The following is a 23,357-nucleotide window of genomic DNA, read 5'->3' as shown; positions in this document are numbered from 1 at the left end:
CCGACGCAGCCGCCTACCGCGTCGGGACGCGGTCCACCCGGTGGTGGAACGCCGCCGCGACCGTGCATCCGGACAGGACGAGTACGGCCAGGCCCCGGCGCAGCATCTCGCCGCCCTCCGCCGCGTCCGGCGCGAGCCCGCTGGAGAACCAGCCGAGGAACAGCAGGAGCAGACCGAGCAGCACGCCGACGACGGCCGAGCCGCGCCACACCAGCGCCACCCGGCGACGCGCCGTCGACGCGGGGGCGCCCGACGTCGTGACCCGCGCGACCGCCTCCTGCTCCCGCACGAGCAGCGACACGGCGGCGAGCGCCACGAATCCGGAGAGCACGGCCGTGCCGCGGTCGGGCCAGCCGAGGGGAACGACGAGCGCGAACAGCGTGAGCACGAGCATGCCGATCGGCAGCTCGGGCGAGCGCGCCGCGCGCTCCAGCCGGTCCGGCTCGGCGTCGGCGGCCGCGCGCGTGCCGGCGAAGCGTCGGCCGAGACCACCGGGCTCGCGCGACGCGACCACCGTGGCCAGCACGCAGCCGAGCAGGAGCACGCCGAGCACCAGCCCGACCGTCCACCGCGTCAGCGTCGCCCGGTCAGCAGCGGACGAGGCCGCGTCGACGCGCCGTGCGATCTCGACGTCGAGCGAGGCGAGGGACTCCCCCCACTCGACCGCCTCGGCCCGACCCCGGTCGTCGCGCGCGATGCGCAGGTCGAGCCGGTCGGGCTGCTCGGACTCCTGCGGCGGACCGCTGTCGCTGCGCGCAGGCACGTCGACCTCGACGGGCGAGGACGCCCCGCTCACCTCGACCTCGTAGGTGGAGCGGGCGCTGTAGGAGCGCGGGAGCACCTCCTGCACGCGGCTCATGCGCACGAAACGGCCCTCGACCAGCTGGGTCGTCCCCTCCCACCCGCGGGCCTGGGCGAGCTCCTCGGCCGTCGACTCGGCACGGTGCTCGACCGAGCCGACCGGCACGATCGCGACCCCCGCCGCGACCAGCAGCAGTAACCACCAGAGGGCGACCGGCGCACGGGACATGCCGCGATCCTGCCCGACGTCGCACGGCCGACGCGACCGCCGCGCGCCCCCGCGGGTCGTGCGTCCGGTCTCAGACCTCGCGACGCGAGATCGGGAACAGGATCGCCTCGCGGATGCCGATGCCCTGCAGCAGCATCACCAGCCGGTCGACGCCCAGCCCGAGCCCACCGGCCGGGGGCATGCCGAACTCGAGCGCGCGCAGGAAGTCCTCGTCGACGTCCATGGCCTCGGGGTCACCGGCCGCGGCGAGGCGCGCCTGCTCCTCGAGCCGCTCGCGCTGCACGACGGGGTCGTTGAGCTCGGTGTAGGCCGGAGCCAGCTCGACGCCGTTGATGATCAGGTCCCACGCCTCGACCAGGCCGGGGGTGGTGCGGTGCTTCTTCGCGAGCGGACGCACGGCCTCGGGGTAGTCGCACACGAACGTCGGCTGGATCAGCGTGTGCTCGACGAGCTTCTCGAACAGCTCGAGCACGATCTCTCCGGCGCCCCAGTGGTCCTGCAGCGCCACGTCGTGCCGGGCGGCCAGGGCCTTCAGCGACTCCTCGGACGTCTCGACGTCGACCTGCTGGCCGACGGCCTCGCCCACCAGCTCGTGGATCGTGGCCCGCCGCCAGGGCTGCTCGAGGTCGATCTCGCTGCCGTCCCGACCGGGGACGACCGTCCGACCGACCGCACGGGCCGCGTCGACCACGAGCGCGCGGGTGAGGTCGGCCATCGTGTCGTAGGAGCCGTACGCCTCGTACGCCTCCAGCATCATGAACTCGGGGTTGTGGGTGTTGTCCACGCCCTCGTTGCGGAACGTCTTGCCGATCTCGTACACGCGGTCGATGCCGCCGACGAGCGAGCGCTTGAGGTGCAGCTCGAGGGCGATGCGCAGCAGGGCGCTCTCGTCGAAGGCGTTGACGTGGGTGTGGAAGGGGCGGGCGGCCGCTCCACCGTTGGTGTGCTGGAGCACCGGCGTCTCGACCTCGACGTAGGCGCGCTCGTCGAGGGTGCGGCGCAGCGACTGCAGCACCTTGGCCTTCACGCGGACGTTGTCGCGGGCCTCGGGGCGGACGATCAGGTCGACGTAGCGCATCCGACTGCGCGCCTCGTCCGAGAGCGGGTTGTGCTCGTTCGGCAGCGGCCGCAGCGTCTTGGCGGCGATCGCCCACGACGACGCCTGGACGCTCAGCTCGCCGCGCCGCGACGTGATGACCTCGCCCGTGACGGCCAGGTGGTCGCCGATGTCGACGAGGTGCTTGAGCCGCTCGAGCGACTCCTCCCCCACGCCGTCGAGCGAGACCATCGCCTGCAGGCTCGTGCCGTCGCCCTCGCGCAGCGAGACGAACACCAGCTTGCCCGTGCCACGGCGGAAGATGACCCGCCCGGCCACCGTCACGACGTCGCCGGTGTGGTGGTCGGCGCCGAGCACCTCGGGGTCGTAGGCCTCGCGCACCTGCGCCAGGGTGTGGGTGAGACCCAGGTCCGTCGGGTACGGCTCGAGGCCGGCGTCGATGAGCTGCTGGCGCTTCTCGCGGCGGATCCGCAGCTGCTCGGGCAGGTCGTCGTCGGGGTTCTGGGTGTCGGCGCTCACGGAAGGGGAGTCTAGTGGCCGGGCACGGCCCGGCTCGCCCGGCGGGCGGGTCCGGGCAACGGCCCACCCGCCGCGGTCGGGTGCCACCGACGGCAGCGGGAACAGCACGGCGAGGCCGATGGTTGGTGCACTCCGTGACCCGACTGCGAGGATGTCGCCCGTGAGCGAGACCGAGACCGCTGCCGACTCCCGCCTGACCCGGCTCCGTCGTGGGGTGGCCGGGGCCGAGACCGAGCAGCTGGGCGCCGGCATGCTGCTGGTGGCCACCCTCGCGGCCATCGCCTGGGCCAACCTCGGCAGCGGGTACGACGCGTTCTGGCACACCGAGGCGCGCGTGGCCGTGGGCGACTGGTCGATGGGCCTCGACCTCTACCACCTGGTCAACGACGCGCTCATGGCGTTCTTCTTCTTCGCCGTCGGGCTGGAGGTCAAGCGCGAGCTGACGATCGGCGAGCTCACCGACCGGTCCCGCGCCATCGTGCCCGCGACCGCGGCGCTCGCCGGGCTGCTGGTCCCCGCGCTCGTGTTCCTGCTGATCGCACGCGACTCCGGCCAGGCGCACGCCTGGGGCGTGGTCATCTCCACCGACACGGCGTTCCTCGTGGGCGCGCTCGCCATCATCCGGCCGCACCACCCCTCCCGGCTCCGGGTCTTCCTGCTGACGCTGGCCGTCGTCGACGACATCGGCGCCCTGGGCGCCATCGCGATCTTCTACACCGACGACCTGCGCGTCACCCCGCTGCTCGTCGCGGTGGGGGCCCTCGCGCTGATCGCTCTCGTGCGACTGCTGCCGTCGGGCCGGGGCCCGTTGTACGCGGCGCTGTCGGTGGTGGTCTGGTTCGGTCTGCACGAGGCGGGGGTGCACGCCACCCTCGCGGGCGTCGCGGTCGCGCTGCTCATCCCCGTCGCAGCGCCTCGCCGGCACGACGTGGAGCGCGTCGTGGAGCTGACGCGTGCGTTCCGCCAGTCCCCCAACCCGGCCTACGCCGCGGCCGCGGGCCGCCAGCTGCGCGAGTCCATCTCCATCAACGAGCGGCTCCAGCAGTCGTTCGCGCCCTACGTCGCGTTCGTGATCCTGCCGATCTTCGCGCTCGCGAACGCCGGCGTGGTGCTCGACGCCGCGACCCTCGAGCGGTCGGCCTCGTCGTCACTGACGTGGGGCGTGGTGGCCGGGCTCGTCGCCGGAAAGCTCCTCGGCATCACCGGCGCGACCCTGCTCGCCCAGAAGGTGGGCCTCGGTGTGCTCGCGCCCGGTCTGACCATCGGCCGCGTCGCGGGCGGGGCCGCCCTCTCGGGGATCGGCTTCACGATCTCGCTGCTGATCGTCGGCATCGCCATCGACGACCCCGCGGCGCAGGACGAGGCTCGCGTGGGCGTCCTCGCCGCCTCCGTGCTGGCGTTCGTGCTGGGCTGGGTCGTCCTCAAGGCGCTCGACGCCCGCCGGCCCGTCGTGCAGCCCGGTGCCGTGCTCCTGCGGCCGTTCGACCCCGAGCGCGACCACTTCAAGGGCCGTGCCGACGCCCCGCTCGTGCTCGTGGAGTACGGCGACTTCGAGTGCCCGTTCTGCAGCCGGGCCACGGGCATGGTCGACGAGGTGATCGAGCACTTCGAGGGCGACCTCGTGTGGGTGTGGCGCCACCTGCCGCTGCACCAGCACCACCCGCACGCCGAGCTGGCGGCGCGCGCCTACGAGGCGGCCTACCTGCAGGGTCGGCACTTCGACTACGCCCGCCTGCTGTGGGCCAACCAGGCGCAGCTGGAGCGGCTCGACCTGCTCCGCTACGCCGACGAGATCGGCCTGGACCTCGAGCGCTTCGAGGCCGACCTCGACTCCGACCCGGTGCGCCGACGTGTGCGCGAGGACGAGGACGACGCCGACCTCATGGACGTGTCCGGGACGCCGACGTTCTTCATCGGCACCGCCCGGCACGGCGGCCAGTGGGACGCGCCCACGCTCATCGCCGCCCTCGACGCCAGCCGGGGCCGCTGAGTCCGTGCCCGCACGTGCGGGCACAGAAAAGCCCGGTCGCCGTCGTGACGGTGACCGGGCTTCGCCGGATGCTCAGCGAGCAAGGATCACTTGAAGGCGTCCTTGACGTTCTCGCCGGCGTTCTTGACCGAGCCGGACGCCTGGTCCTTCTTGCCCTCGGCCTCGAGGTCCTTGTTGTCGGTGGCCTTGCCGACGTTCTCCTTGACCTCGCCGGCGACCTTCTCAGCGGTGTTCTTGGCCTTGTCGATGAAGCTCATGATGATCCTCCTGGATCGGTGGGTGACACTTCGACGGTACGACGGCTGGAAGTCGCTGCAACTCCAACGAGCGCTGCCCGATGAACGTTCAGTGACTTCTCAGTGACACGCGTTTACTTCTTGAAGGCGTCCTTGACGTCCTCGCCCACGTTCTTGATCGAGCCCTTGGTCTGGTCCTTCTTGCCCTCGGCCTCGAGGTCCTTGTTGTCGGTCGCCTTGCCGACGGCCTCCTTGACCTCGCCGGTGACCTTCTCCGCGGTGTTCTTGGCCTTGTCGATGAAGCTCATGGAACTCTCCTTCTCGGGTGGGGGAACGGGGTGGCTTACGTTGTAAACCTTACGCCGTAAGCCTGCGGCCCACAAGACGAGTGTCGTGCGACCTCGGTCACGAACGGGGGCGCGCTCGCGACCCGGTCGGCGAGCAGGTCAGTCGGCGAGACGCGAGGCGATGCCGTCGAGCATCTCCTGCAGGGCGCGGTCGAACTCCTCGGCGTAGCGGTCGGCCGCCAGGCCGGCAGCCAGCCGGTGGATCGTCGGGTACGTCGCCTCGTCCACGGCGCCGGAGGGGTCGAGGATCTCCAGGGGCGTCTCGGCCTGCGCCACCGCCTCCTGCTCGTCCTCGTCACGGGTGGGGGTGAGCCCACCGGGCACGGGCTCCGCGGCGTCGGCACCTGCGGAGAAAGACCCGTCGCCGTCCCGCGGGTCTCGCAGCGTCCGCGCCCCCGTCTCCATGAGCAGGTAGCCCAGCAGGAAGCTGTTGAACGACCGGTAGGCGAACACCACCTGGTCGTCGTCGAAGCCCTCCGCCTGCAGCGCCTCGAGCACCGACTCGATCCAGGTCAGGGACCGCAGCGGCGGGTTGATCCACGGCGCCTCCGACGGTCGCGTGGCCACGATCGGGAAGGCGTGCGGGTGCGCCATCGCGTAGCGGCGGACGCCGCGCGCGAGCCGCTCCAGGTAGTCGCGCCAGCCGTTCTCGGCCACCCGCAGCACCTCGGGATCGGCGTCCAGCTCGGCCACCACCAGGTCGACGACCGCGTCGAGCAGGTCGTCACGCGTGCCGACGTGCTTGTAGAGGCTCATCGCCTCGACGCCCAGACGCTTGGCGATCCCCCGCATCGAGGCCGACCCGATGCCCTCGTCGTCGATCAGCCGCAGGGCGGCCTCGGCGATCTTGCGGCGCGTCAGCGTGCCGCGTCGGGAGGTCGTGGAGGGCATGGGGGGATCGTGCCACGGAGGAGCAGGGCCAACGACCCGGAGTGCCGGCGCCGAAGGACTCGAGGGTTTCGGACCTTCGTCACGCATTCGAACATGTGCTTGTTTCCTGCCTGATACTACCTCTACAATGGGGGTAGGCCAGCAGGAGGAAGCATGAGCGTCGCCGCACTCGACACCCACCCGGTGCCGTCGTGCGTGCACGGACTCCACGCCCTGCTCGACACGGTCCCCACCGAGGCGTGGGACGGCCTGGACCCCGCCGAGGTCCGACGACTCCTGGCTGAGATCAGTCGCGCCGAAGCTCGGTTGTCGGCCCACAAGATGGCCGCCGCACGTGTGCTGGAGAAGGCTCGCAGGGCCGCTGCGAACGGTGACGGACCGCGACCGGGGACGGGCACCTCTACCGGGGCAACGATCTCGATCGACTTCGGTGGTGACCGCAGTGGCGCCGACGCGTTGGTGAACACCGCCGAACGGATCGAGGAGCAGACCACCCTCACCGAAGCCGCCCTCGCGGCAGGCGAGATCACGATGAAGCAGGCCGACATCCTCTCCCGCGCCCTCGCGAAGCTGCCCGAGGACGTCACCAGCGAGCAACGCCTGATGTGTGAGAAGACCCTGCTCAAGGACGCGCAGAAGCTCACCCTCAAGGACCTGCGCCGCAGGGCCGCCCGGATCACCGAGACCTACCGCAAGACCGTCGACGAGGTCGACGCCGACGAGGACGAGATCCTGCGTCGCCGCGAAGAGGAAGCCCGCAAGAAGACCAGCTTCTCGATGTGGGACAACAATGACGGCACCGTCACCGGACGCTTCACCCTCCCCGAAGCACAGGGCGCCATGCTCAAGACCGCCCTCGACGCGCTCGCAGCCCCGCACCAGAAGGTCGGGACCGTCAACGCCGCCACCGGCGAGCACGACGAGGTGGGGTTCGGCCAGTCCTACCCGCAGCGCCTCGGCCACGCCTTCGCCACGTTGATCGAGCACATCCCGGCTGATTCCCTGCCGTCCAACGGTGGCGTCTCCGCCGTCGTGACGGTCAACCTCGACCTCGACACCCTCATGGGCGGCGTCAAGGCCGCCGGGCTGTCGGACGGCACCCGCATCAGCGCCGGCGAAGCGCGCCGGCTCGCCTGCTCGGCACAGATCGTCCCCATGGTCCTCAACGGAACGCCACTCCCGCTCGACCTCGGCTCCGCCAACCGGTACTTCAACCGCAGCTCACGCCGGGCGATGGAGAAGCGCGACATGGGATGCACGACACCCGGATGCGACCGTGACGCCAGGTGGACCGAGGCTCACCGCCTGAATCCGTACGCGATCTCCAAGACCACCGACATCAGGGACGGCGCACTTCTCTGTCCGTTCCACCACCACCGAGCACACGACCAGGGCTGGATCGGACGCATCAACCCCGACGACGGACACGTCGAGTGGAAGCTCCCCGGCTCCGACACCTGGCAACGCAACCAACGCTGGCGACCCTGAACCCTCACGCCCACGACACCCCGACCTCTTGGTGGGGGGTGCTCGTGCTGCCCGCGCATCGCTGAGCTGCCCAGAGTGGTCTCGATACGCGGTTCCGAGCTCCTCCGTCGCCGGAACCGCTACTCGACCACCGGGCGTGAGCCGCGCTCGACCACCGAGGCCGACGTCGCTGGTCGAGCAGGACGGGCGAGCGTGCGAGGCCCGTCCGTATCGAGACCACTCACCGACGGTCTCGACACGCAGGGCGGCTACCGCTGGACCGCCCAGGAGTGGTCTCGATACACCTCCCCTCGCTGGCGCTCGTGGAGGCACTCGACCACCGAGTGCCGGCCCGGCCGGCCCTAGACTCGCGGCGACGAAGGGAGTGCCCATGTCGGGCGGGGACTTCAAGGACATGTTCGCCGCCGCCGTGCGCGGCGACGTCGAGCTGGTCCGCTTCCACCTGGAGCGGGGCGTCGACCCCGACTACGTGCACCCCGAGCTGCAGTCGACCGCGCTGGTGACCAGCATCCTGGCCGGTCAGGATGCGGTGGCTCGAGAGCTGCTCGGCCACGGAGCCGACCCGACGCTGGTCTCCGAGCTGGACGAGACCACACCGGTCGCGGCGGCCCGGGCTGCGGGCCTGACCGCGCTCGAGGCCCACCTCGTCGAGCTCGGCGCACGCCCGGCAGCGGGTGCACCTCCGGCAGGGCCCGCTCCTCGTGGGCGGGGCGACCGACGGGCGGCGTGGTGGCCCGCGTGGCTCAGTAATTCTTCTCGTGCACCAGACGCAGACCGGTGAGGGTCAGCCACGGGTCGCGTGACGTGATCGTCGTGCAGTGGTCGAGCACCACGTCGGCGTAGGCGCCGGTCGCGATGACCGCCACGTCGTCGGGGTCGGCCTCCAACGACTCGATGATCCGGTCGACCATCCCGTCGACCAGGCCCGCGAACCCGTAGACCGCGCCCGACTGCACGGCCTCGACGGTGTTCTTGCCGATGACGTCGCGGGGGACGGCCAGCTCGACCGCCCGCAGCTGGGCGCCGCGACGAGCCAGCGCCTCGAGCGACAGCTCGACGGCCGGCGCGATCGCCCCGCCCAGGTACCGGTTCCGGTCGTCGACCACGTCGAAGATCGTGGCCGTGCCGTTCATGTCGACCACGATCGCCGGCCCGCCGTACACCTCGGCCGCGGCGAGCGCGTTGACGATGCGGTCGGCACCCACCTCGCGCGGGTTGTCGGTGTGGATCGGGATGCCGGTCTTCACGCCCGGCCCGACGATCGAGACCGGGAGTCCGCCGTAGTACCGCTCCAGCATCGCCTTCAGCTCGACCTGGATCGACGGCACGGTGCAGCACATGGCCACCGCCTGGACGTCGGCCAGACCCGCTGCGCGCACGAAGCCGTGGGCGAGCAGGTGCCACTCGTCGGCCGTGCGCTGCGTCTGCGACGAGACGGTCCAGTGCTCGACGAGCTTCTCGCCCTCGAACGCGCCGATGACCGACTGGCTGTTGCCGACGTCGAGCGTCAGGAGGGTCACGGCGCCACCGTCGCCGCCCCCGGCCCGGCACCCCCGCCGGCCGCCACGAGCGGGTTCTCCACGACGTCGCCGCGGGTCAGCCCCGACCCGGGCAGGGCCTCGGCCGGGTCGGACCCGGTGCCGATGATGCGGTTCTCGGAGTCCACGAACACGACGCTCGGCTGGTGCTCGCGTGCCTCGGCGTCGTCCATCTGGCCGTAGCCGATGAGGATCACCAGGTCGCCGGGATGCACGAGGCGAGCGGCGGCACCGTTGATGCCGATGACGCCCGAGCCGCGCTCGCCGGCGATCGTGTAGGTCTGGATGCGGGCGCCGTTGTCGATGTCGACGATGTGCACGAGCTCGCCCGGCAGCAGGTTCGCCGCGTCGAGCAGGTCGGCGTCGACCGTCACGGAGCCGACGTAGTGCAGGTCGGCCTGCGTGACAGTGGCGCGGTGGATCTTCGAGGTCATCATCGTGCGGAGCATGGTCAGGGTCCCTTCCGGAGCACCACGGGTGAGTTGTCGAGCAGGCGCGTGGTGCCGACCCTGGCTGCCACCAGGATCCGCGCCTCCCCCTCGTAGGAGTCGTCGACGTCGCCGAGCAACAGGTCGGTCACGACCAGGTAGTCCACCTCGACGCCGTCGGCGGCGTCGAGCACCTCGCGCGCGGCCTTCAGCACGGCGTCGCGTCCGACGACGCCCTCGTCGGCGGCGGCTCGCAGCGCGACGGAGAGGGCGAGCGCCTGCTCGTGCTGGATCGGCGTCAGGTAGGTGTTGCGCGAGCTGAGCGCCAGGCCGTCGGCCTCGCGGACGATCGGGTGGCCCACGACCTCGACGTCGAGCGCCAGGTCGCGCACCATGCGGCGGATCAGCGCCAGCTGCTGGAAGTCCTTCTCGCCGAAGACGGCGACGTCGGGGCGCACGAGGGCGAACAGCTTCGCGACCACGGTGAGCACGCCGCGGAAGTGCGTGGGGCGGGCGGCGCCCTCGAGCACCTGCCCGAGCGGGCCCGGGTCGACGGTCACGGCCCCGTCCAGGCCGCCGGGGTACATCTCGTCGACGTCGGGCGCGAACACGACGTCGACGCCCTCGCGCTCGCAGACGACCAGGTCGGCGTCGAAGGTGCGCGGGTAGGCGTCGAGGTCCTCGCCCGGCCCGAACTGGGTGGGGTTGACGAAGATCGAGACCACGAGCGTGTCGCCGAGCGGGCGTGCGTGCCGCATGAGGCGCGCGTGGCCGTCGTGCAGCGCACCCATGGTGGGCACGAACGCCGTGCGGTCGGCCCCCGCGAGGGCCGCACGCAGCTCGGCCCGGGTACGGGCGACGACGGGGGTCATGTCAGGCCCGTCCGTGCGCGTGCTGCCGCTCGTCGGCCGATCCCGACCCGTGGAGCCCCGACCCGCGAAGCACCGACTCGTCGAGGGCGGACTCCACGACCGCCGCGGTGGCGGCGTCGAGCCGACCGTCGGCCGCGGCGCGCTCGGTGGTGGCGTGGGCCATGGCGACGTAGGCGTCGCGGGTGGAGGCGGGCTCGGTGGCGAGAGCGTCGACGTGGGCCCGCACGGTGGTGACGTCGCCGCGGGCGATGGGGCCGGTCAGCGCGGCGTCGCCGAGGTCGAGGGCGTTCTCGAGGGCCGCCTCGAGCAGCGGGCGCAGGATCTGCGAGGCCTCGGCCCCGGCACCGATGCCGTGGAGCAGCTCGCGGGCCTGGGCGACGAGCGTGACGAGGTGGTTGGCGCCGTGGCTGAGCGCCGCGTGGTAGCGGACCCGGTCGGCGTCGTCGATCCACACCGGGGTGCCGCCGAGCGTGACGGCGAGGTCCTCGGCGACCTCGCGCTCGGCGTCGCCGGCCGTGAGGCCCATGGCGCACGAGCGACCCAGGTCGACCGACGAGCCGGTGAACGTCATGGCCGGGTGCAGGGCCACCGGGCGCGCGCCGACGCGCGCCGCGGACCGGAGGGCGTCCAGGCCGTGCCGCCCGCTCGTGTGCACGACCACCTGGCCGGGACGCAGCACCGTCGAGAGCTCCTCGGACACGGCCACGAGGGCGTCGTCGGGGACGGCGAGCACCAGCACGTCGCTGCGCGCGGCGACCTCGGCCGGCGACAGCACCGGCACGTCGGGCACGAGAGTGCGGGCGCGCAGGGCGGAGGCGTCGGAGCGGGCGCTGATGCCCACGACGTCGCGGCCGGCGGCGCGCAGTCGGGCGGCCAGGACGGAGCCGACCCGGCCGGCGCCGACGACGCCGTAGGTGGTGCGCTCGCGCGCAGCATCGTCCGTGGTGCGCTCACGCGCGGTGCCGTCGATCGAGCGCTCACGCGCAGGGTCGTGCTGACGTGGATGCGTCATGGGGAGTGCCTCTCGTTCCAGTCCCGCGAACGGGTACCAGACTGCTGACACCCTCAGTCTACGACCGTCCTCCGGCGGCGCACAGTGGCACGGAGGTGGCGAGGGTCACAGCGTGAGCCGGTGGCTCCGCAGGCCCTCGAGGTGCAGGCCCTCGGGCCCGTCGACGGTCAGCGTCAGCACCAGCTCGCAGCGCCGGGTGGCGGGGGCCGGGAACCGCAGCCGCCAGCCCGAGCCCGGGTAGCTGCGGACGGTGCCCGCCCGCGACGTGAAGGCGGCGGCGTCGTCGGTCCGCTCGACCTCGCCGGCTGCCGTGTCGCGGCCCGTGAGCATGCGTGCCGTGAGCGACGCGGCGGCCACGTCGGCGTGGGGGAACCAGGCCCGCACGTCGACCACGAGCTCGTCGGCTCCGGCCAGGACCTCGCGCACGGTCGTGCGAAGCCGCACCTGCTCGGCGGTGGCCAGGTAGGTCACGGGGTCGAGATCGTCGTCGAGGCGCCCCGGCAGGTCGATCGCCGGGCCGTCGGACGTGGGCACCAGGTCGAACAGCTGTGACTGCAGGCCCTCCGCGCGCACGAACCGCCAGACCGCGGCGAGGTCCCCGGTGGCGCGGGCCTGGTCCAGGAGGGCGTTCATGACGCGGTGCTGGGCCGGCACCTCGCGGGCGTAGCGGTCGGGGGCCACCGCCGCCACGAGCCGAGGGATCCGCTGCACGAGGACCTCGAGGTAGGCGTCGTCGGCCCGCTCGAGCTTGAGCGTGGAGTTGGGGACGTTGTGCTTGAGCAGCTGCAGCGCCCGCTCCTCGCGGACGGCGGGCAGCGGCTCGAGCAGGCGGAGTGACTCGTCGGCGGCGTCCATGCGGGCCGTCACGTTCTCGACGGTCACCTGCCCCTGCGAGGTGGAGGCCGTCTGCCGCCGCCAGGAGTAGGCCATCGTGGAGGTCACGTCGATGCCTGCGGCCTCGCGGAACGCCTGGGCCGTGAGGATCTGGTCCTCGTAGATGACCCCGGGAGGGAACGCCAGCCCGGCCGCGTCCCAGAAGGTGCGCCGGAACACCTTGGCGCAGGCGATGGCGTGGACGAGCACGTCGGGCCGTTCCGACACCGTGGTGCCCTCCACCGGCCGCGCGTGCAGCGCCCGGATCCACGGCGCGGGCCGCACCACGGTCCCGCCCTCGAGTCGCTGGTACGGCAGCACGGCGAGGTCGGAGCCGCTGCGCTCCAGCCCGCGCACGGCCGCGTCGAGGCCCTCACGGGTCACGACGTCGTCGGCGTCGACGAACGTGAGGTAGGTGCCGGTGGCCACCTCGACACCACGGTTGCGGGCCGCGCTCTGGCCCGCGTTCGGCTGCGAGAGCACGACCACGCGGGAGTCGCGCGCCGCGACCTCCTCGGCGATGGCCCGGCTGCCGTCCGTCGAGCCGTCGTCGACGACCACGACCTCGAGATGGCGGTAGCGCTGCCCGAGCACCGACTCCAGGGCCGCCGCCAGGTGCTCCTCGCCCTGGTACACGGGCATCACGACGCTGAGCGTCGGCCCGCGCAGGTCGCGAACCCGACGGGTGGCCCGGCCGACGGCACCGCGGACGAGGCGACGGACGGGCAGGCGGGGCACGCCGCGAGCATAACGTCGGGTAGACAAGCACCATGAGCACCGACGCACAGGCCGAGGCCCACGGCCTCCTGGTCACGGCCGACGACGTCGAGGCGGCCGCGGAGCGGCTGGCCGGCGTGGTGACCGCCACCCCGGTCGAGCGCAGCGCCCGGCTGAGCGAGGTCACGGGTGCCGACGTCTGGCTTAAGCGGGAGGACCTGCAGGTCGTGCGCTCCTACAAGGCGCGGGGCGCGTACAACCTCATCGCGCAGCTCGACGACGCCGCACGGGCTGCCGGCGTGGTCACCGCGAGCGCAGGGAACCACGCCCAGGGCGTGGCGTTCGCGTGCGCCGCGCTCGGTGTGCGCGGCCGCGTGCACCTGCCACGCACGACGCCCCACCAGAAGCGCGACCGGATCGCGAGCATCGGCGGCGACGCCATCGAGATGATCCTCGACGGCGAGACCTACGACGACGTGTCGGCGGCAGCCACCCGCGAGGCGCTCGACGGCGCCACCCTGGTGCCGGCCTTCGACGACCCGCGCACGATCGCCGGCCAGGGCACGGTCGTGCAGGAGGCGTTCGACCAGCTGCAGCGGCTCGGCGAGCCCGTCCCCGACGTGCTCGTGGTGCCCGTCGGCGGAGGCGGCCTGCTCGCCGGCAGCATGGCCTGGCTCCGAGAGCGCCATCCCGGGGTCCGGGTCGTGGGCGTGGAGCCGGCCGGGGCGACGTCCATGGCGGCGGCGCTCGCAGCCGGCGAGCCGGTGACGCTGCCCGAGATCGAGACCTTCGTCGACGGCGCCGCGGTGCGACGCGCCGGTCGGCACACCCTCGACACCGTGCGCGGCGACGGCTCCCCGTCCGTGCAGATGCTCGGCGTCCCGGAGGGCCAGGTGTGCAGCGAGATGCTCGCGCTGTACCAGAGCGACGGCATCATCGCCGAGCCCGCAGGCGCCCTCGCGACGTCGGTCCTGGGCTCCCTGCTGACGGTGGCGCCCGGCTCGCGCGTGCTGTGCATCCTGTCCGGCGGCAACAACGACGTCAGCCGCTACGCCGACGTCGTGGAGCGCTCGCTCGTGCACGAGGGCCGCAAGCACTACTTCCTCGTCGAGTTCGCGCAGGAGCCGGGTGCGCTGCGACGCTTCCTCGACGAGGTGCTCGGCCCCGACGACGACATCGCCCTGTTCGAGTACGTCAAGCACAGCAACCGCGAGACCGGCCCCGCCCTCGTGGGCATCGAGCTGGCCCGCGCCGACGACCTGCCGGCCCTGCTCGAACGCATGGAGGCCGCACCGCCGCGCATCGAACGGATCGAGAGCGACAGCCCGCTGTTCCGCTTCATCCTCTGACCCTCCTCGGGCACGGCGGCGCGACCCCGCCGTCGTGAGCACGGCCTCTGACAGACTGGCGCCATGCCTCGTCTGCTGGTCCGCTCCGGCAAGGACCCGTTCACCCCGGTGGGCGCGGAGACGACCCTCACGCAGGACGTCTTCAACTCCAACTCCGGCAACTACCTCTTCCAGCACTCGGTGTGGCGGTCCCTGGCCGTCGACGGCACCGAGCTGGTCAGCTCGAGCACGCTCTCGGAGCGGCGCTCCCCCGAGCCCGGCGACGCCGAGCGGATCAACGCCGAGTTCGACCACCTGGTGGTGCCGATGGCCAACGCGTTCCGACCGCAGTTCGTGCGTCACCTGACGGCGCTCACCGAGCTCGTCGAGCAGCTCACCATCCCCGTCACCGTGGTCGGCATCGGCTCGCAGGCACCGCACGGCGAGGGCCCGGAGTCCCTGGGCGAGATCGCCGACCCCGTGCGACGCTTCGTCTCCGCCGTGCTCGAGCGCTCCGCCTCCATCGGCGTGCGCGGCGACTTCACCCGACGCCACCTGGCACTCCTCGGGTTCGGCGACGACGTGGTCGACGTCATCGGCTGCCCCTCGCTGTTCCTCTGGGGGCCGGACCACCGCGTCGAGCGGCGCGTGACCGCCATCGGCGACGACGCGGCCCTGGCCCTCAACTTCACGCCCGAGGTACCGGGCATCGGCGACTTCGTCACCCGGCAGGGCGAGCGGCACCCGAACCTCGTAGCCGTCGGCCAGGACGCGCACGACCTGCGGGCCATGCTCTGGGGCGTCCCGCACCCGCACGTCGACGACCCCGCCGTGCCCGTCCACCTGCACCACCCGCTCTACCAGCAGGACCGGCTGCGGCTGTACCTCGACACCTGGACCTGGTACCGCGACCTCGCCCAGGTCGACTTCGTGTACGGCACGCGCTTCCACGGCAACGTCGCGGGGCTGCTCGGCGGCACGCCGGCCGTGCTGCTGGCCCACGACTCGCGGACCCTCGAGCTGGCCGAGTACCACCGCATGCCGCACCGCGTGGTGTCGGCGTTCGACGAGGCCACCGCCGGGCTGCACGCCGACGAGCTGCACGCCGCGGCCGACCTCGACGCCTTCCACGCCGAGCTGCCGGCCGGCTTCGCCCGGTACACCGCCTTCCTGGAGCGCAACGGCCTCACCCACCGGTGGTCGCCCGGCACCAGCGCGCAGTCCTTCGACGAACGCCTCGCCGCGGTGGACCTGCCGCCGGCGGTGCACACGCTCGCCGCGCCGGGGCTCGACCAGGTGGCCGCACGCCTGCAGTGGCTGCGCGAGGGGATGGTCCTCGACATCACACGGCACCCGCAGCGGTACGAGCCGCCCTTCCCGCACCCCGCGTGGCGCGGGGCGGGCAGCCGCCACGCGCGCCTGGCCGACGACGCGAAGGCCCGCGACGCCGCCAACGCCGACGCGGTCGCCGCGCTGGCGCGCCGTGTCGAGTCGTTGGAGAACACCCGGTGGCGGCGCTTCGTCGCCCGGCTCAGGAAGGCGGTCGGTCGTGGCTGACGCCTCGGGGCAGCGGGAGTCGGGGTCGCAGCGGTCGGGGCGGGTCCCGTCGGCCGTCGACGTCCTGGCCGAGGAGTGGCTCGACGTGGTGCTCGAGCACGAGCCCGAGTGGCACGTCTCCCTCGGCCGGCCGGGACGCGATGGCGAGTACGCCGACCTGTCGCCGTCGGGGCACGAGGCGTACGCCGACGCGGCACGCGCCATGCGTCGCCGGCTCGACCACGTGGAGCCGCGTGACGACGTCGACGTCGTCACGCACGCGGAGCTCGTGCGCGTGCTCGACCTGCACGTCGAGGAGCACGACGCCGGCACCTGGCGCAGCGACCTCAACGTGATCGCCTCGCCCGTGCAGAACGTGCGCGACGTCTTCGACCTGATGCCGCGCGACGACGTCGACGGCTGGTCCGGCGTCGCCACCCGCCTCGCGAACCTGCCGGGTGCGCTCGCCGGGTACACCGAGTCGCTGCGCTCCGGGATCCGCGCCGGCGACATCCCGGCGCGCCGCCAGGTGGTCGAGGTCGTCGACCAGGCCCGACGCCAGGCCGAGGCCGGCGCGTTCTTCGACGAGCTGGCCGACGCCGCCGCGTCCGCGTCCGTGCCGGCGTCGCTGCAGGCCGACCTGCGGCGCGGCGCCGACGGCGCGCGGGCCGCGTACGCCGAGCTGGCGACCTTCCTGGCCGACGAGCTGGCCCCGGCGGCCCGAGAGCGCGACGCCTGCGGCCGCGACCGGTACGCCCTCGCCTCGCGCGGCTTCCTGGGCGCGGCCGTCGACCTCGAGGAGACGTACGACTGGGGGCTCGAGGAGCTCGACCGCATGGTCCGCGAGCAGGAGGCCGTCGCGCAGCAGGTCCTGCCCGGAGCGTCGGTGGCCGAGGCCGTCGCGCACCTCGAGTCCTCCCCCGAGCACCGGCTGGTGGGCACCGACGCCCTGCAGGCCTGGATGCAGGAGACGAGCGACCGCGCCGTCGAGGAGCTGGGGCGCACCCACTTCGACGTGCCCGACATCATGCGCTCGCTCGAGTGCCGCATCGCGCCCACCCAGGAGGGCGGCATCTACTACACGCCGCCGAGCGACGACTTCGCCCGCCCGGGGCGCATGTGGTGGAGCGTGCCGGAGGGTGTCACGGAATTCGACACCTGGCGCGAGCTGACCACCGTCTACCACGAGGGCGTGCCCGGCCACCACCTCCAGTGCGGCTATGCGGTGTGGAACGCCGCCGAGCTGAACGCCTGGCGTCGCGGGGCCCTCTGGACCTCCGGACACGGCGAGGGCTGGGCGTTGTACGCCGAGCGGCTCATGGCCGACCTGGGCTACCTCGACTCCCCCGCCGACCGGCTCGGCATGCTCGACGGCCAGCGCATGCGGGCGGCCCGGGTGGTGCTCGACCTCGGGGTGCACCTCGAGCTGCCCCGTCCCGACGGCGACGGTCCCTGGACCGCCGAGCACGCCTTCGCGTTCATGGCCGAGCACGTGAACATGAACGCCCCGTTCGTGCGCTTCGAGGTGAACCGCTACCTCGGCTGGCCGGGCCAGGCGCCCAGCTACAAGGTCGGCCAGCGCATCTGGGAGCAGGTCCGCGACGCCTGGGTCCGTGAGCACGGTCCGGACCTCAAGGAGTTCCACCGCCGGGCGCTGAGCCTCGGCTCCGTCGGGCTCGACACGCTGCGCGCCACGCTGGTCTGAGCAGCACGCCCCGCCGCCCATCGGTGGATGCGCAACATCAGGACGCGCGCTGCGGTTGAGGATCCACCGATGCCACCACGTCCCCCGCCATCGGTGGATGCGCAACATCAGAACGCGACCTGCGGTTGAGGATCCACCGATGCCACCACGTCCCCCGCCATCGGTGGATGCGCAACATCAGAACGCGACCTGCGGTTGAGGATCCACCGATGACCACCACGTCCCCCGCCATCGGTGGATGCGCAACATCAGAACGCGCGCTGCGGTTGAGGATCCACCGATGGGGGCGGATCGGCGTCACTCCAAGGTGGTCCGGCGACCCGGCCGAGCTACGCCGCCGTCGCGGCGCCGGGAGGGGCGTCGTCGTCCTCGTCGTCGGGCTGGGGCACGTGCAGGGTGCGCTCGAGCAGGAGCGCTGCGACGAGGAGGAGGAGGCCGGAGACGGAGGCGAGGCCCCCCTGCAGCACCCGGTCCTGACCGAACATCGTGTCCCAGTCACGCACGAAGGAGAGAGCGAAGCCGCCGTAGGCGCCCACCGAGAGCGCCCCGACGATGCTGCACGCCTTCGCCATGGCGAGCAGGGTCACGGCGTGCTGGGAGGTCATCCGCTGCTTGCGCTGGTGCAGGCTCTGCCAGGTGCTCCAGGCGACCGCTGCCACGAGGGCCGCCAGCGCCAGGAGCAGCACGGCCACCAGCCAGCCGGGCCGCGGCGGCGACAGGCCGAGACGCAACGACGCGGGCCGGACGACCGATCCCAGCAGCAGCCCTACGGCGACCAGGGCGGCGACGTGGACGGCGGTCGTCCGCCCGGCGTGCATCACAGAAGGATCTCGAGATCCTCTCGCCGGACGACGCCGGACGTGTCGACGTCGCCGACGAGGTCGGCCACGAATCCCTTGCCGGGGATCTCGCCCTCGGGGTCGATCTCGAGCCACGGGACGAGCACGAAGCCACGCTCGTGCGCCCGCGGGTGCGGCAGCGTGAGGGTCTCGTCGTCGGCGATGCGGTCGCCGACGACGACCAGGTCGACGTCGAGGGTGCGCGGGGCGCCCGGCTCCGAGCGCTCGCGTCCGAAGGCGTCCTCGATGGCGTGGGCGCGGTCGAGCAGCGTGTGCACCGTGAGGGTCGTGTCGAGGAGCACGACGGCGTTGAGGAAGGCCCCCGACCCGTCGGGCGTGCCGACCGGCTCGGTCTCGTAGACCGACGACACGGACACGACCTGGACCTCAGGGGTGTCCTCGAGGGCGGACACCGCGCCCTGGAGACGGTTCAGCCGGTCGCCCAGGTTCGACCCGATCGCGATGACGGCCTGGCGGATGGGACGCATGCCACCCGTCATGGTGTCGGCGTCCAGCACGTACGGCGTGGGCGATTCGGTCACTGGTGGCTCCGCTCTATCGTCACGCTGACGTCGGAGAACGTCACCGCGATGGGCGCTTGGGGCTTGTGCACGGTCACGCTCGCCCATTCCACGGACGGACGTGCCAGGCACCAGTCCACCATACGGAGGGCGAGGGACTCAATCAGGTCCACCGGCTCCCCGGTGACCACGGCCTGGACCATCTCGGCGACCTCGGCGTAGTTGACGGTCGCCGTCAGGTCGTCGCTCGACCCGGCCGGTCCCAGGTCGATGCCGAGGCTCACGTCGACCACGAAGGTCTGGCCGAACCGGCGCTCGTGCTCGAGCACGCCGTGGTGGCCGAAGGCCGTCACGCCGCTCAGGTCGATGCGGTCGAGACCGTCAGGACATGCCATCAGTGCTCCTCCATCAGGGCTGTTCCGTCATGCCGGGCTCCTCGGGAGCCTCGGGGTCGATGTCGAGCACCGGCGAGGCGTGCCGCGACCACAGTCGCCACACGCCGCCGGACCGGACGAGCACCGACGTGCAGATCGCCTTGCCGCCGGAGAACTGCTCCGGTGACTCGGTGCCCTCCCCCGAGAGGATGTTCTCGGTGCACGTGACGAGCGCCAGGTCGGCCTCGGAGCCCAGCGGCCAGGACACCTGGACGTCGGTGAGGAAGAACTGGATGTACTCCACGTTCGCCATGACGAGCGCCCACGAGCGCAGTACCGCGTCGGTGCCCTCGATGGCCTCGGCGCCGGGGTGCACGCACAGGGCGCTGGGCGAGTCCACCCACAGCGAGCTCATGAGGTCGAGGTCGCCGGACTCCACCGCGTCGTAGAACGCGCGGTGACGCGCCAGCACGTCAGCGGCCATGGTCGACACCCCCTGGGACGGACTCCTGCGCGATCCGCGCGACCACCCGCACGGCGTCGGCCGACGCGGCCACCTCGTGCACCCGCACGGCCCACGCCCCGGCCTGCGCGGCCAGCGTGGACAGCGCGACGGTGGCCGCCTCCCGACCCTCGGTGGGCCGCAGCGTGCCGTCGGCGTCGGCGAGGAGCTCGCCGAGGAAGCGCTTGCGGCTGGCCGCCACGAGCATCGGGAGCCCCAGCGCGGTGAAGGCGGAGAGCGCGGCGAGCACGGTCCAGTTCTGGCCACCGGTCTTGGAGAAGCCGAGACCGGGGTCGACCACGAGGCGGGACCGGTCGACTCCCGCGGCCAGGGCCTCCTCGACCCGCTCGGAGAGCTCGGCGACCACGTCGGCGACGACGTCGTCGTAGTGGGTGAGGTCCTGCATCCGGTCGGCGTGGCCGCGCCAGTGCATGAGCACCAGCGGGACGTCGCGCTCGGCGGCGAGCGGCACCATGCGGGCGTCGGCACGGCCGCCGGACACGTCGTTCACGAGCACGGCGCCGGCGTCCAGCGCCGCCTCGGCCACGTCGGCGCGCATCGTGTCGACCGAGACGGCCACGCCGTCGGCAGCCAGCTCGCGCACCACGGGCACGACGCGGCGCAGCTCCTCGTCGAGGTCGACGCGCACCGCGCCGGGGCGCGTGGACTCACCACCCACGTCGACGAGGTCGGCGCCGGCCTGGGCCAGCTCACGCCCGTGCCGGACCGCGCTGTCGAGGTCGAACCAGCGTCCGCCGTCGGAGAACGAGTCGGGCGTCACGTTGACGACGCCCATGACCCGGCACCGCCCGATGGGCTCCAGCACCTGTGCGGGTGCGAGCCCCATCAGCAGGCCCCGGTCACCGAGCGCCACCGCTCGTGATGAGCCCCATCGCCTCGGCCCGGGTGGCGGGGTCGCGCAGCTGTCCGCGCACGGCGCTGGTGACCGTCCGGGCGCCGCCCTTGCGGACGCCGCGCATGGTCATGCACAGGTGCTCGGCCTCGATCACGACGATCACGCCGCGCGGTTCCAGCACCTCGGTGAGGGCGTCGGCGATCTGGGTGGTGAGCCGCTCCTGCACCTGGGGCCGACGGGCGAAGACGTCGACGAGCCGGGCCAGCTTGGACAGGCCGGTGACGAACCCGTCGGATCGCGGGATGTAGCCCACGTGCGCGACCCCGGTGAACGGCACCAGGTGGTGCTCGCACATCGACCACAGCTCGATGTCCTTCACGAGCACCAGCTCGTCGTGACCGACGTCGAACGTGGCCGTGAGGACCTCGCGCGGGTCCTGGTCGAGACCGGCCAGCAGCTCGGCGTACGACCGGGCCACGCGGTCCGGGGTCTCCTTCAGGCCGTCACGGTCGGGGTCCTCCCCGACGGCGATCAGCAGCTCGCGCACCGCCGCTGCGGCGCGCTCGACGTCGACGCTCATGCTGTCCTCGTCCTCACGCCGGCCCGACCGGGCCCTGCGGGGTGGGATCGTCCGGCGGCGGTGCGTCCGGGCCGGTGTCGGGACCGACGACGATGCCCTCGGTCTCGGGCTCCTTGAGCCGTGCCGCCTCCGGCGCCTCGACCGGGGGCTGGTCCGACGGCTGCCGCGTGTCCGAGCCGGTCCACGCCGGACGCACCTCGCGCCGGCGCAGCGGCTCGAAGATGCGGGCGACCTCGCGCTTGTCGAGGGTCTCCCTCTCCATGAGCTCCAGGACGAGGGAGTCGAGCACGTCGCGGTTCTCCGCGAGGATGTCGAACGCCTCCTGGTGGGCGTGGGCGATGAGCGAGGAGACCTCCTCGTCGACCACGGCGGCCACCCGCTCGGAGTAGTCGCGGGTGTGGCCCATGCCCATGCCACCACCGAGGAAGGGCTGGCTGTTGTCGCTGCCCAGCTTGATGGCGCCCACGCGCTCGCTCATGCCGTACTGGGTGACCATGGCCCGGGCCAGGCCCGTGGCCTTCTCGATGTCGTTGCCCGCGCCGGTGGTCGGGTCGTGGAAGACCAGCTCCTCCGCCGCGCGGCCACCGAGCATGTACGCCAGCTTGTCCTGCAGCTCCGCGCGCGTCTGGCTGTACTTGTCCTCGTCGGGCAGGACCATCGTGTAGCCGAGGGCGCGGCCACGGGGCAGGATCGTGATCTTGTGCACCGGGTCGCTCTGCGGGAGCGCCGCGGCCACCAGGGCGTGTCCGCCCTCGTGGTAGGCCGTGACCAGCCGCTCCTTCTCGTTCATCAAGCGCGTGCGCTTCTGCGGACCGGCCATGACGCGGTCGATGGCCTCGTCGAGCGTGGCGTCGGTGATGACCTTGTCGCTGTTGCGCGCCGTGAGCAGGGCGGCCTCGTTGAGCACGTTGGCGAGGTCGGCGCCGCTGAAGCCGGGGGTACGTCGGGCCACGCTCTCGAGGTCGACGTCGGGGCCGATCGGCTTGCCGCGGGCGTGCACCTTGAGGATCGTCTCGCGGCCCTTGAGGTCGGGGGCCTCCACGCCGATCTGGCGGTCGAAGCGGCCGGGACGCAGCAGGGCGGGGTCGAGCACGTCGGGCCGGTTGGTGGCCGCGATCAGGATGACGCCGCCGCGCACGTCGAAGCCGTCCATCTCGACGAGCAGCTGGTTGAGGGTCTGCTCGCGCTCGTCGTGGCCGCCGCCCATGCCGGTGCCGCGGTGGCGGCCGACCGCGTCGATCTCGTCGATGAAGACGATCGCCGGGGCGTTCTCCTTGGCCTGCTCGAACAGGTCGCGCACGCGGCTGGCGCCCACGCCCACGAACATCTCGACGAAGTCGGAGCCGGAGATGGAGTAGAACGGCACGCCGGCCTCGCCGGCCACGGCGCGGGCCAGCAGCGTCTTGCCGGTGCCGGGCGGGCCGTAGAGCAGCACGCCCTTGGGGATCTTGGCGCCGACGGCCTGGAACTTGGCCGGCTCCGACAGGAACTCCTTGATCTCGCCGAGCTCCTCGATGGCCTCGTCGCAGCCCGCGACGTCGGCGAAGGTGGTCTGCGGGGTGTCCTTCGTGATGAGCTTCGCGCGCGACTTGGCGAACTTCATGACGCCACCGCCGCCGCCCTGGAAGCGGGTCATGATGAACAGGAAGAGACCGACCAGGAGCAGGATCGGCAGGATCGAGCTGGCGAGGTAGGTGAGGAACCCGGTGGTGGGGACCTTGACGTCGAAGGTCTTGAGCTTCTTGTCGACGACCTCGGACTCGGCCTTCTCGACGAGGCGGTCGCCCTGGCCGGCGAGGAACTTCGCGCGCACCTTGGTGCCGTCGTCGAGGGTCGCCTGGATCTCCTGGTCACCCTCGACGAAGGTCATCTCCGAGATCGTGCCGTCGTCGAGGTAGCCGACCATGGTGGCCGTGCGGACCTCCTTGAAGCCGTCGGCCCGCCCGGAGAACTGGAGGGTGACGACGACGAGGACGAGGATGAGGACGATCCAGACCCAGGGACCGCGGAACAGGCGCTTGGCGTTCATGGACACGGGCCGGCGGGGCCCACTCCTCCTCGTGTGCTCGGTCGGCGGCCCTCGCCGCCGACACAGGAACCGTACACGTCAGGACGAAG

Annotated in this window: 23 protein-coding genes; 6 read left to right on the top strand and 17 right to left on the bottom strand. The window is 72.4% G+C overall.

Annotated features, from left to right (window positions below; all coding sequences use genetic code 11):
• Positions 1-13 precede the first annotated feature (13 nt).
• Together NBW76_RS05065 and lysS are read right to left on the bottom strand one after the other, a co-directional pair.
• The gene (locus NBW76_RS05065; protein WP_056556050.1) at positions 14-1,030 is read right to left on the bottom strand and encodes a hypothetical protein; all 1,017 of its coding nucleotides are present in this window, start codon (positions 1,028-1,030) and stop codon (positions 14-16) included.
• Positions 1,031-1,100: 70 nt separating this feature from the next.
• Positions 1,101-2,606, bottom strand: coding sequence for a lysine--tRNA ligase (lysS, locus tag NBW76_RS05060; protein ID WP_055963901.1), 1,506 nt, complete (start codon positions 2,604-2,606; stop codon positions 1,101-1,103).
• A 160-nt stretch (positions 2,607-2,766) separates the two neighbouring features.
• On the opposite strand from lysS, the gene nhaA reads away from it, so the two are divergent.
• Complete coding sequence (gene nhaA, locus NBW76_RS05055) at positions 2,767-4,596, top strand: Na+/H+ antiporter NhaA (protein WP_235493046.1); 1,830 nt, start codon at positions 2,767-2,769, stop codon at positions 4,594-4,596.
• A gap of 86 nt (positions 4,597-4,682) precedes the next feature.
• On the opposite strand, the gene NBW76_RS05050 is transcribed toward nhaA, so the two are convergent.
• The 3 genes from NBW76_RS05050 to NBW76_RS05040 form a co-directional block, all read right to left on the bottom strand.
• Positions 4,683-4,853: a CsbD family protein gene (locus tag NBW76_RS05050; protein WP_082480264.1), complete on the bottom strand. Its 171-nt coding sequence runs from the start codon at positions 4,851-4,853 to the stop codon at positions 4,683-4,685.
• Positions 4,854-4,966: 113 nt separating this feature from the next.
• The gene (locus NBW76_RS05045; RefSeq protein WP_082482024.1) at positions 4,967-5,140 is read right to left on the bottom strand and encodes a CsbD family protein; all 174 of its coding nucleotides are present in this window, start codon (positions 5,138-5,140) and stop codon (positions 4,967-4,969) included.
• 138 nt (positions 5,141-5,278) lie between these two features.
• The gene (locus NBW76_RS05040) at positions 5,279-6,070 is read right to left on the bottom strand and encodes a TetR/AcrR family transcriptional regulator (RefSeq protein WP_056556055.1); all 792 of its coding nucleotides are present in this window, start codon (positions 6,068-6,070) and stop codon (positions 5,279-5,281) included.
• Between the two features lie 153 nt (positions 6,071-6,223).
• Here NBW76_RS05040 and NBW76_RS05035 point away from each other — a divergent pair, with 153 nt between their 5' ends.
• On the top strand, positions 6,224-7,558 hold the full coding sequence (locus NBW76_RS05035; RefSeq protein WP_250246816.1) for an HNH endonuclease signature motif containing protein: 1,335 nt from the start codon (positions 6,224-6,226) through the stop codon (positions 7,556-7,558).
• Between the two features lie 370 nt (positions 7,559-7,928).
• The gene (locus tag NBW76_RS05030) at positions 7,929-8,339 is read left to right on the top strand and encodes an ankyrin repeat domain-containing protein (RefSeq protein WP_156364861.1); all 411 of its coding nucleotides are present in this window, start codon (positions 7,929-7,931) and stop codon (positions 8,337-8,339) included.
• Here the strand turns inward: NBW76_RS05030 and NBW76_RS05025 are convergent.
• From NBW76_RS05025 to NBW76_RS05005, 5 genes are all read right to left on the bottom strand, one after another.
• Entirely contained in the window at positions 8,302-9,078 is a 777-nt protein-coding gene (locus NBW76_RS05025; protein ID WP_056556058.1) for a type III pantothenate kinase, read from the bottom strand. The two genes, NBW76_RS05030 and NBW76_RS05025, sit on opposite strands and share 38 nt — an antisense overlap.
• A complete protein-coding gene (gene panD / locus NBW76_RS05020) occupies positions 9,075-9,545 on the bottom strand; it encodes an aspartate 1-decarboxylase (protein ID WP_055963884.1) in 471 nt (156 codons plus the stop codon). Before panD ends, NBW76_RS05025 begins: the two co-directional genes overlap by 4 nt.
• Before the next feature lie 2 nt (positions 9,546-9,547).
• Entirely contained in the window at positions 9,548-10,396 is an 849-nt protein-coding gene (gene panC, locus NBW76_RS05015) for a pantoate--beta-alanine ligase (RefSeq protein ID WP_056556061.1), read from the bottom strand.
• 1 nt (position 10,397) lies between these two features.
• Positions 10,398-11,408, bottom strand: coding sequence for a Rossmann-like and DUF2520 domain-containing protein (locus NBW76_RS05010; RefSeq protein ID WP_082482027.1), 1,011 nt, complete (start codon positions 11,406-11,408; stop codon positions 10,398-10,400).
• Between the two features lie 105 nt (positions 11,409-11,513).
• On the bottom strand, positions 11,514-13,019 hold the full coding sequence (locus NBW76_RS05005) for a glycosyltransferase (RefSeq protein WP_056556064.1): 1,506 nt from the start codon (positions 13,017-13,019) through the stop codon (positions 11,514-11,516).
• 32 nt (positions 13,020-13,051) lie between these two features.
• Here NBW76_RS05005 and ilvA point away from each other — a divergent pair, with 32 nt between their 5' ends.
• The 3 genes from ilvA (at position 13,052) to NBW76_RS04990 (ending at position 17,567) form a co-directional block, all read left to right on the top strand.
• Complete coding sequence (gene ilvA / locus NBW76_RS05000) at positions 13,052-14,347, top strand: threonine ammonia-lyase IlvA (RefSeq protein WP_056556067.1); 1,296 nt, start codon at positions 13,052-13,054, stop codon at positions 14,345-14,347.
• A 63-nt stretch (positions 14,348-14,410) separates the two neighbouring features.
• Entirely contained in the window at positions 14,411-15,883 is a 1,473-nt protein-coding gene (locus NBW76_RS04995) for a polysaccharide pyruvyl transferase family protein (protein ID WP_055963872.1), read from the top strand.
• On the top strand, positions 15,876-17,567 hold the full coding sequence (locus NBW76_RS04990) for a DUF885 domain-containing protein (protein ID WP_056556070.1): 1,692 nt from the start codon (positions 15,876-15,878) through the stop codon (positions 17,565-17,567). The genes NBW76_RS04995 and NBW76_RS04990 overlap by 8 nt, the downstream gene beginning before the upstream one ends.
• Before the next feature lie 329 nt (positions 17,568-17,896).
• Here NBW76_RS04990 and NBW76_RS04985 read toward each other — a convergent pair whose 3' ends face one another.
• From NBW76_RS04985 to ftsH, 7 genes are read right to left on the bottom strand one after another with little or no spacing between them, the layout of a single operon-like run.
• Entirely contained in the window at positions 17,897-18,385 is a 489-nt protein-coding gene (locus tag NBW76_RS04985; RefSeq protein ID WP_156364862.1) for a DUF3180 family protein, read from the bottom strand.
• Positions 18,385-18,948, bottom strand: coding sequence for a 2-amino-4-hydroxy-6-hydroxymethyldihydropteridine diphosphokinase (gene folK, locus NBW76_RS04980; protein ID WP_056556076.1), 564 nt, complete (start codon positions 18,946-18,948; stop codon positions 18,385-18,387). The genes NBW76_RS04985 and folK overlap by 1 nt, the downstream gene beginning before the upstream one ends.
• A complete protein-coding gene (gene folB, locus NBW76_RS04975) occupies positions 18,945-19,322 on the bottom strand; it encodes a dihydroneopterin aldolase (RefSeq protein ID WP_055963858.1) in 378 nt (125 codons plus the stop codon). Before folB ends, folK begins: the two co-directional genes overlap by 4 nt.
• Before the next feature lie 13 nt (positions 19,323-19,335).
• Positions 19,336-19,785, bottom strand: a complete 450-nt coding sequence (locus NBW76_RS04970) for a nuclear transport factor 2 family protein (RefSeq protein ID WP_055963855.1) — start codon at positions 19,783-19,785, stop codon at positions 19,336-19,338.
• Positions 19,775-20,650 (bottom strand): dihydropteroate synthase, encoded by an 876-nt coding sequence (folP, locus tag NBW76_RS04965; RefSeq protein ID WP_235493047.1) that lies wholly within the window; start codon positions 20,648-20,650, stop codon positions 19,775-19,777. The genes NBW76_RS04970 and folP overlap by 11 nt, the downstream gene beginning before the upstream one ends.
• Positions 20,651-20,663: 13 nt before the next feature.
• On the bottom strand, positions 20,664-21,239 hold the full coding sequence (gene folE, locus NBW76_RS04960) for a GTP cyclohydrolase I FolE (protein WP_055963852.1): 576 nt from the start codon (positions 21,237-21,239) through the stop codon (positions 20,664-20,666).
• 13 nt (positions 21,240-21,252) lie between these two features.
• Positions 21,253-23,268 (bottom strand): ATP-dependent zinc metalloprotease FtsH, encoded by a 2,016-nt coding sequence (gene ftsH / locus NBW76_RS04955; protein WP_082482028.1) that lies wholly within the window; start codon positions 23,266-23,268, stop codon positions 21,253-21,255.
• Between the last annotated feature and the right edge of the window lie 89 nt (positions 23,269-23,357).

Origin of the sequence: Aeromicrobium sp. Leaf245, from assembly GCF_942548115.1 — a bacterium.
Lineage (GTDB): Bacteria > Actinomycetota > Actinomycetes > Propionibacteriales > Nocardioidaceae > Aeromicrobium.
Note: the sequence above shows the minus strand (reverse complement) of the source record. Positions and strands in the feature narration are given on the sequence as shown.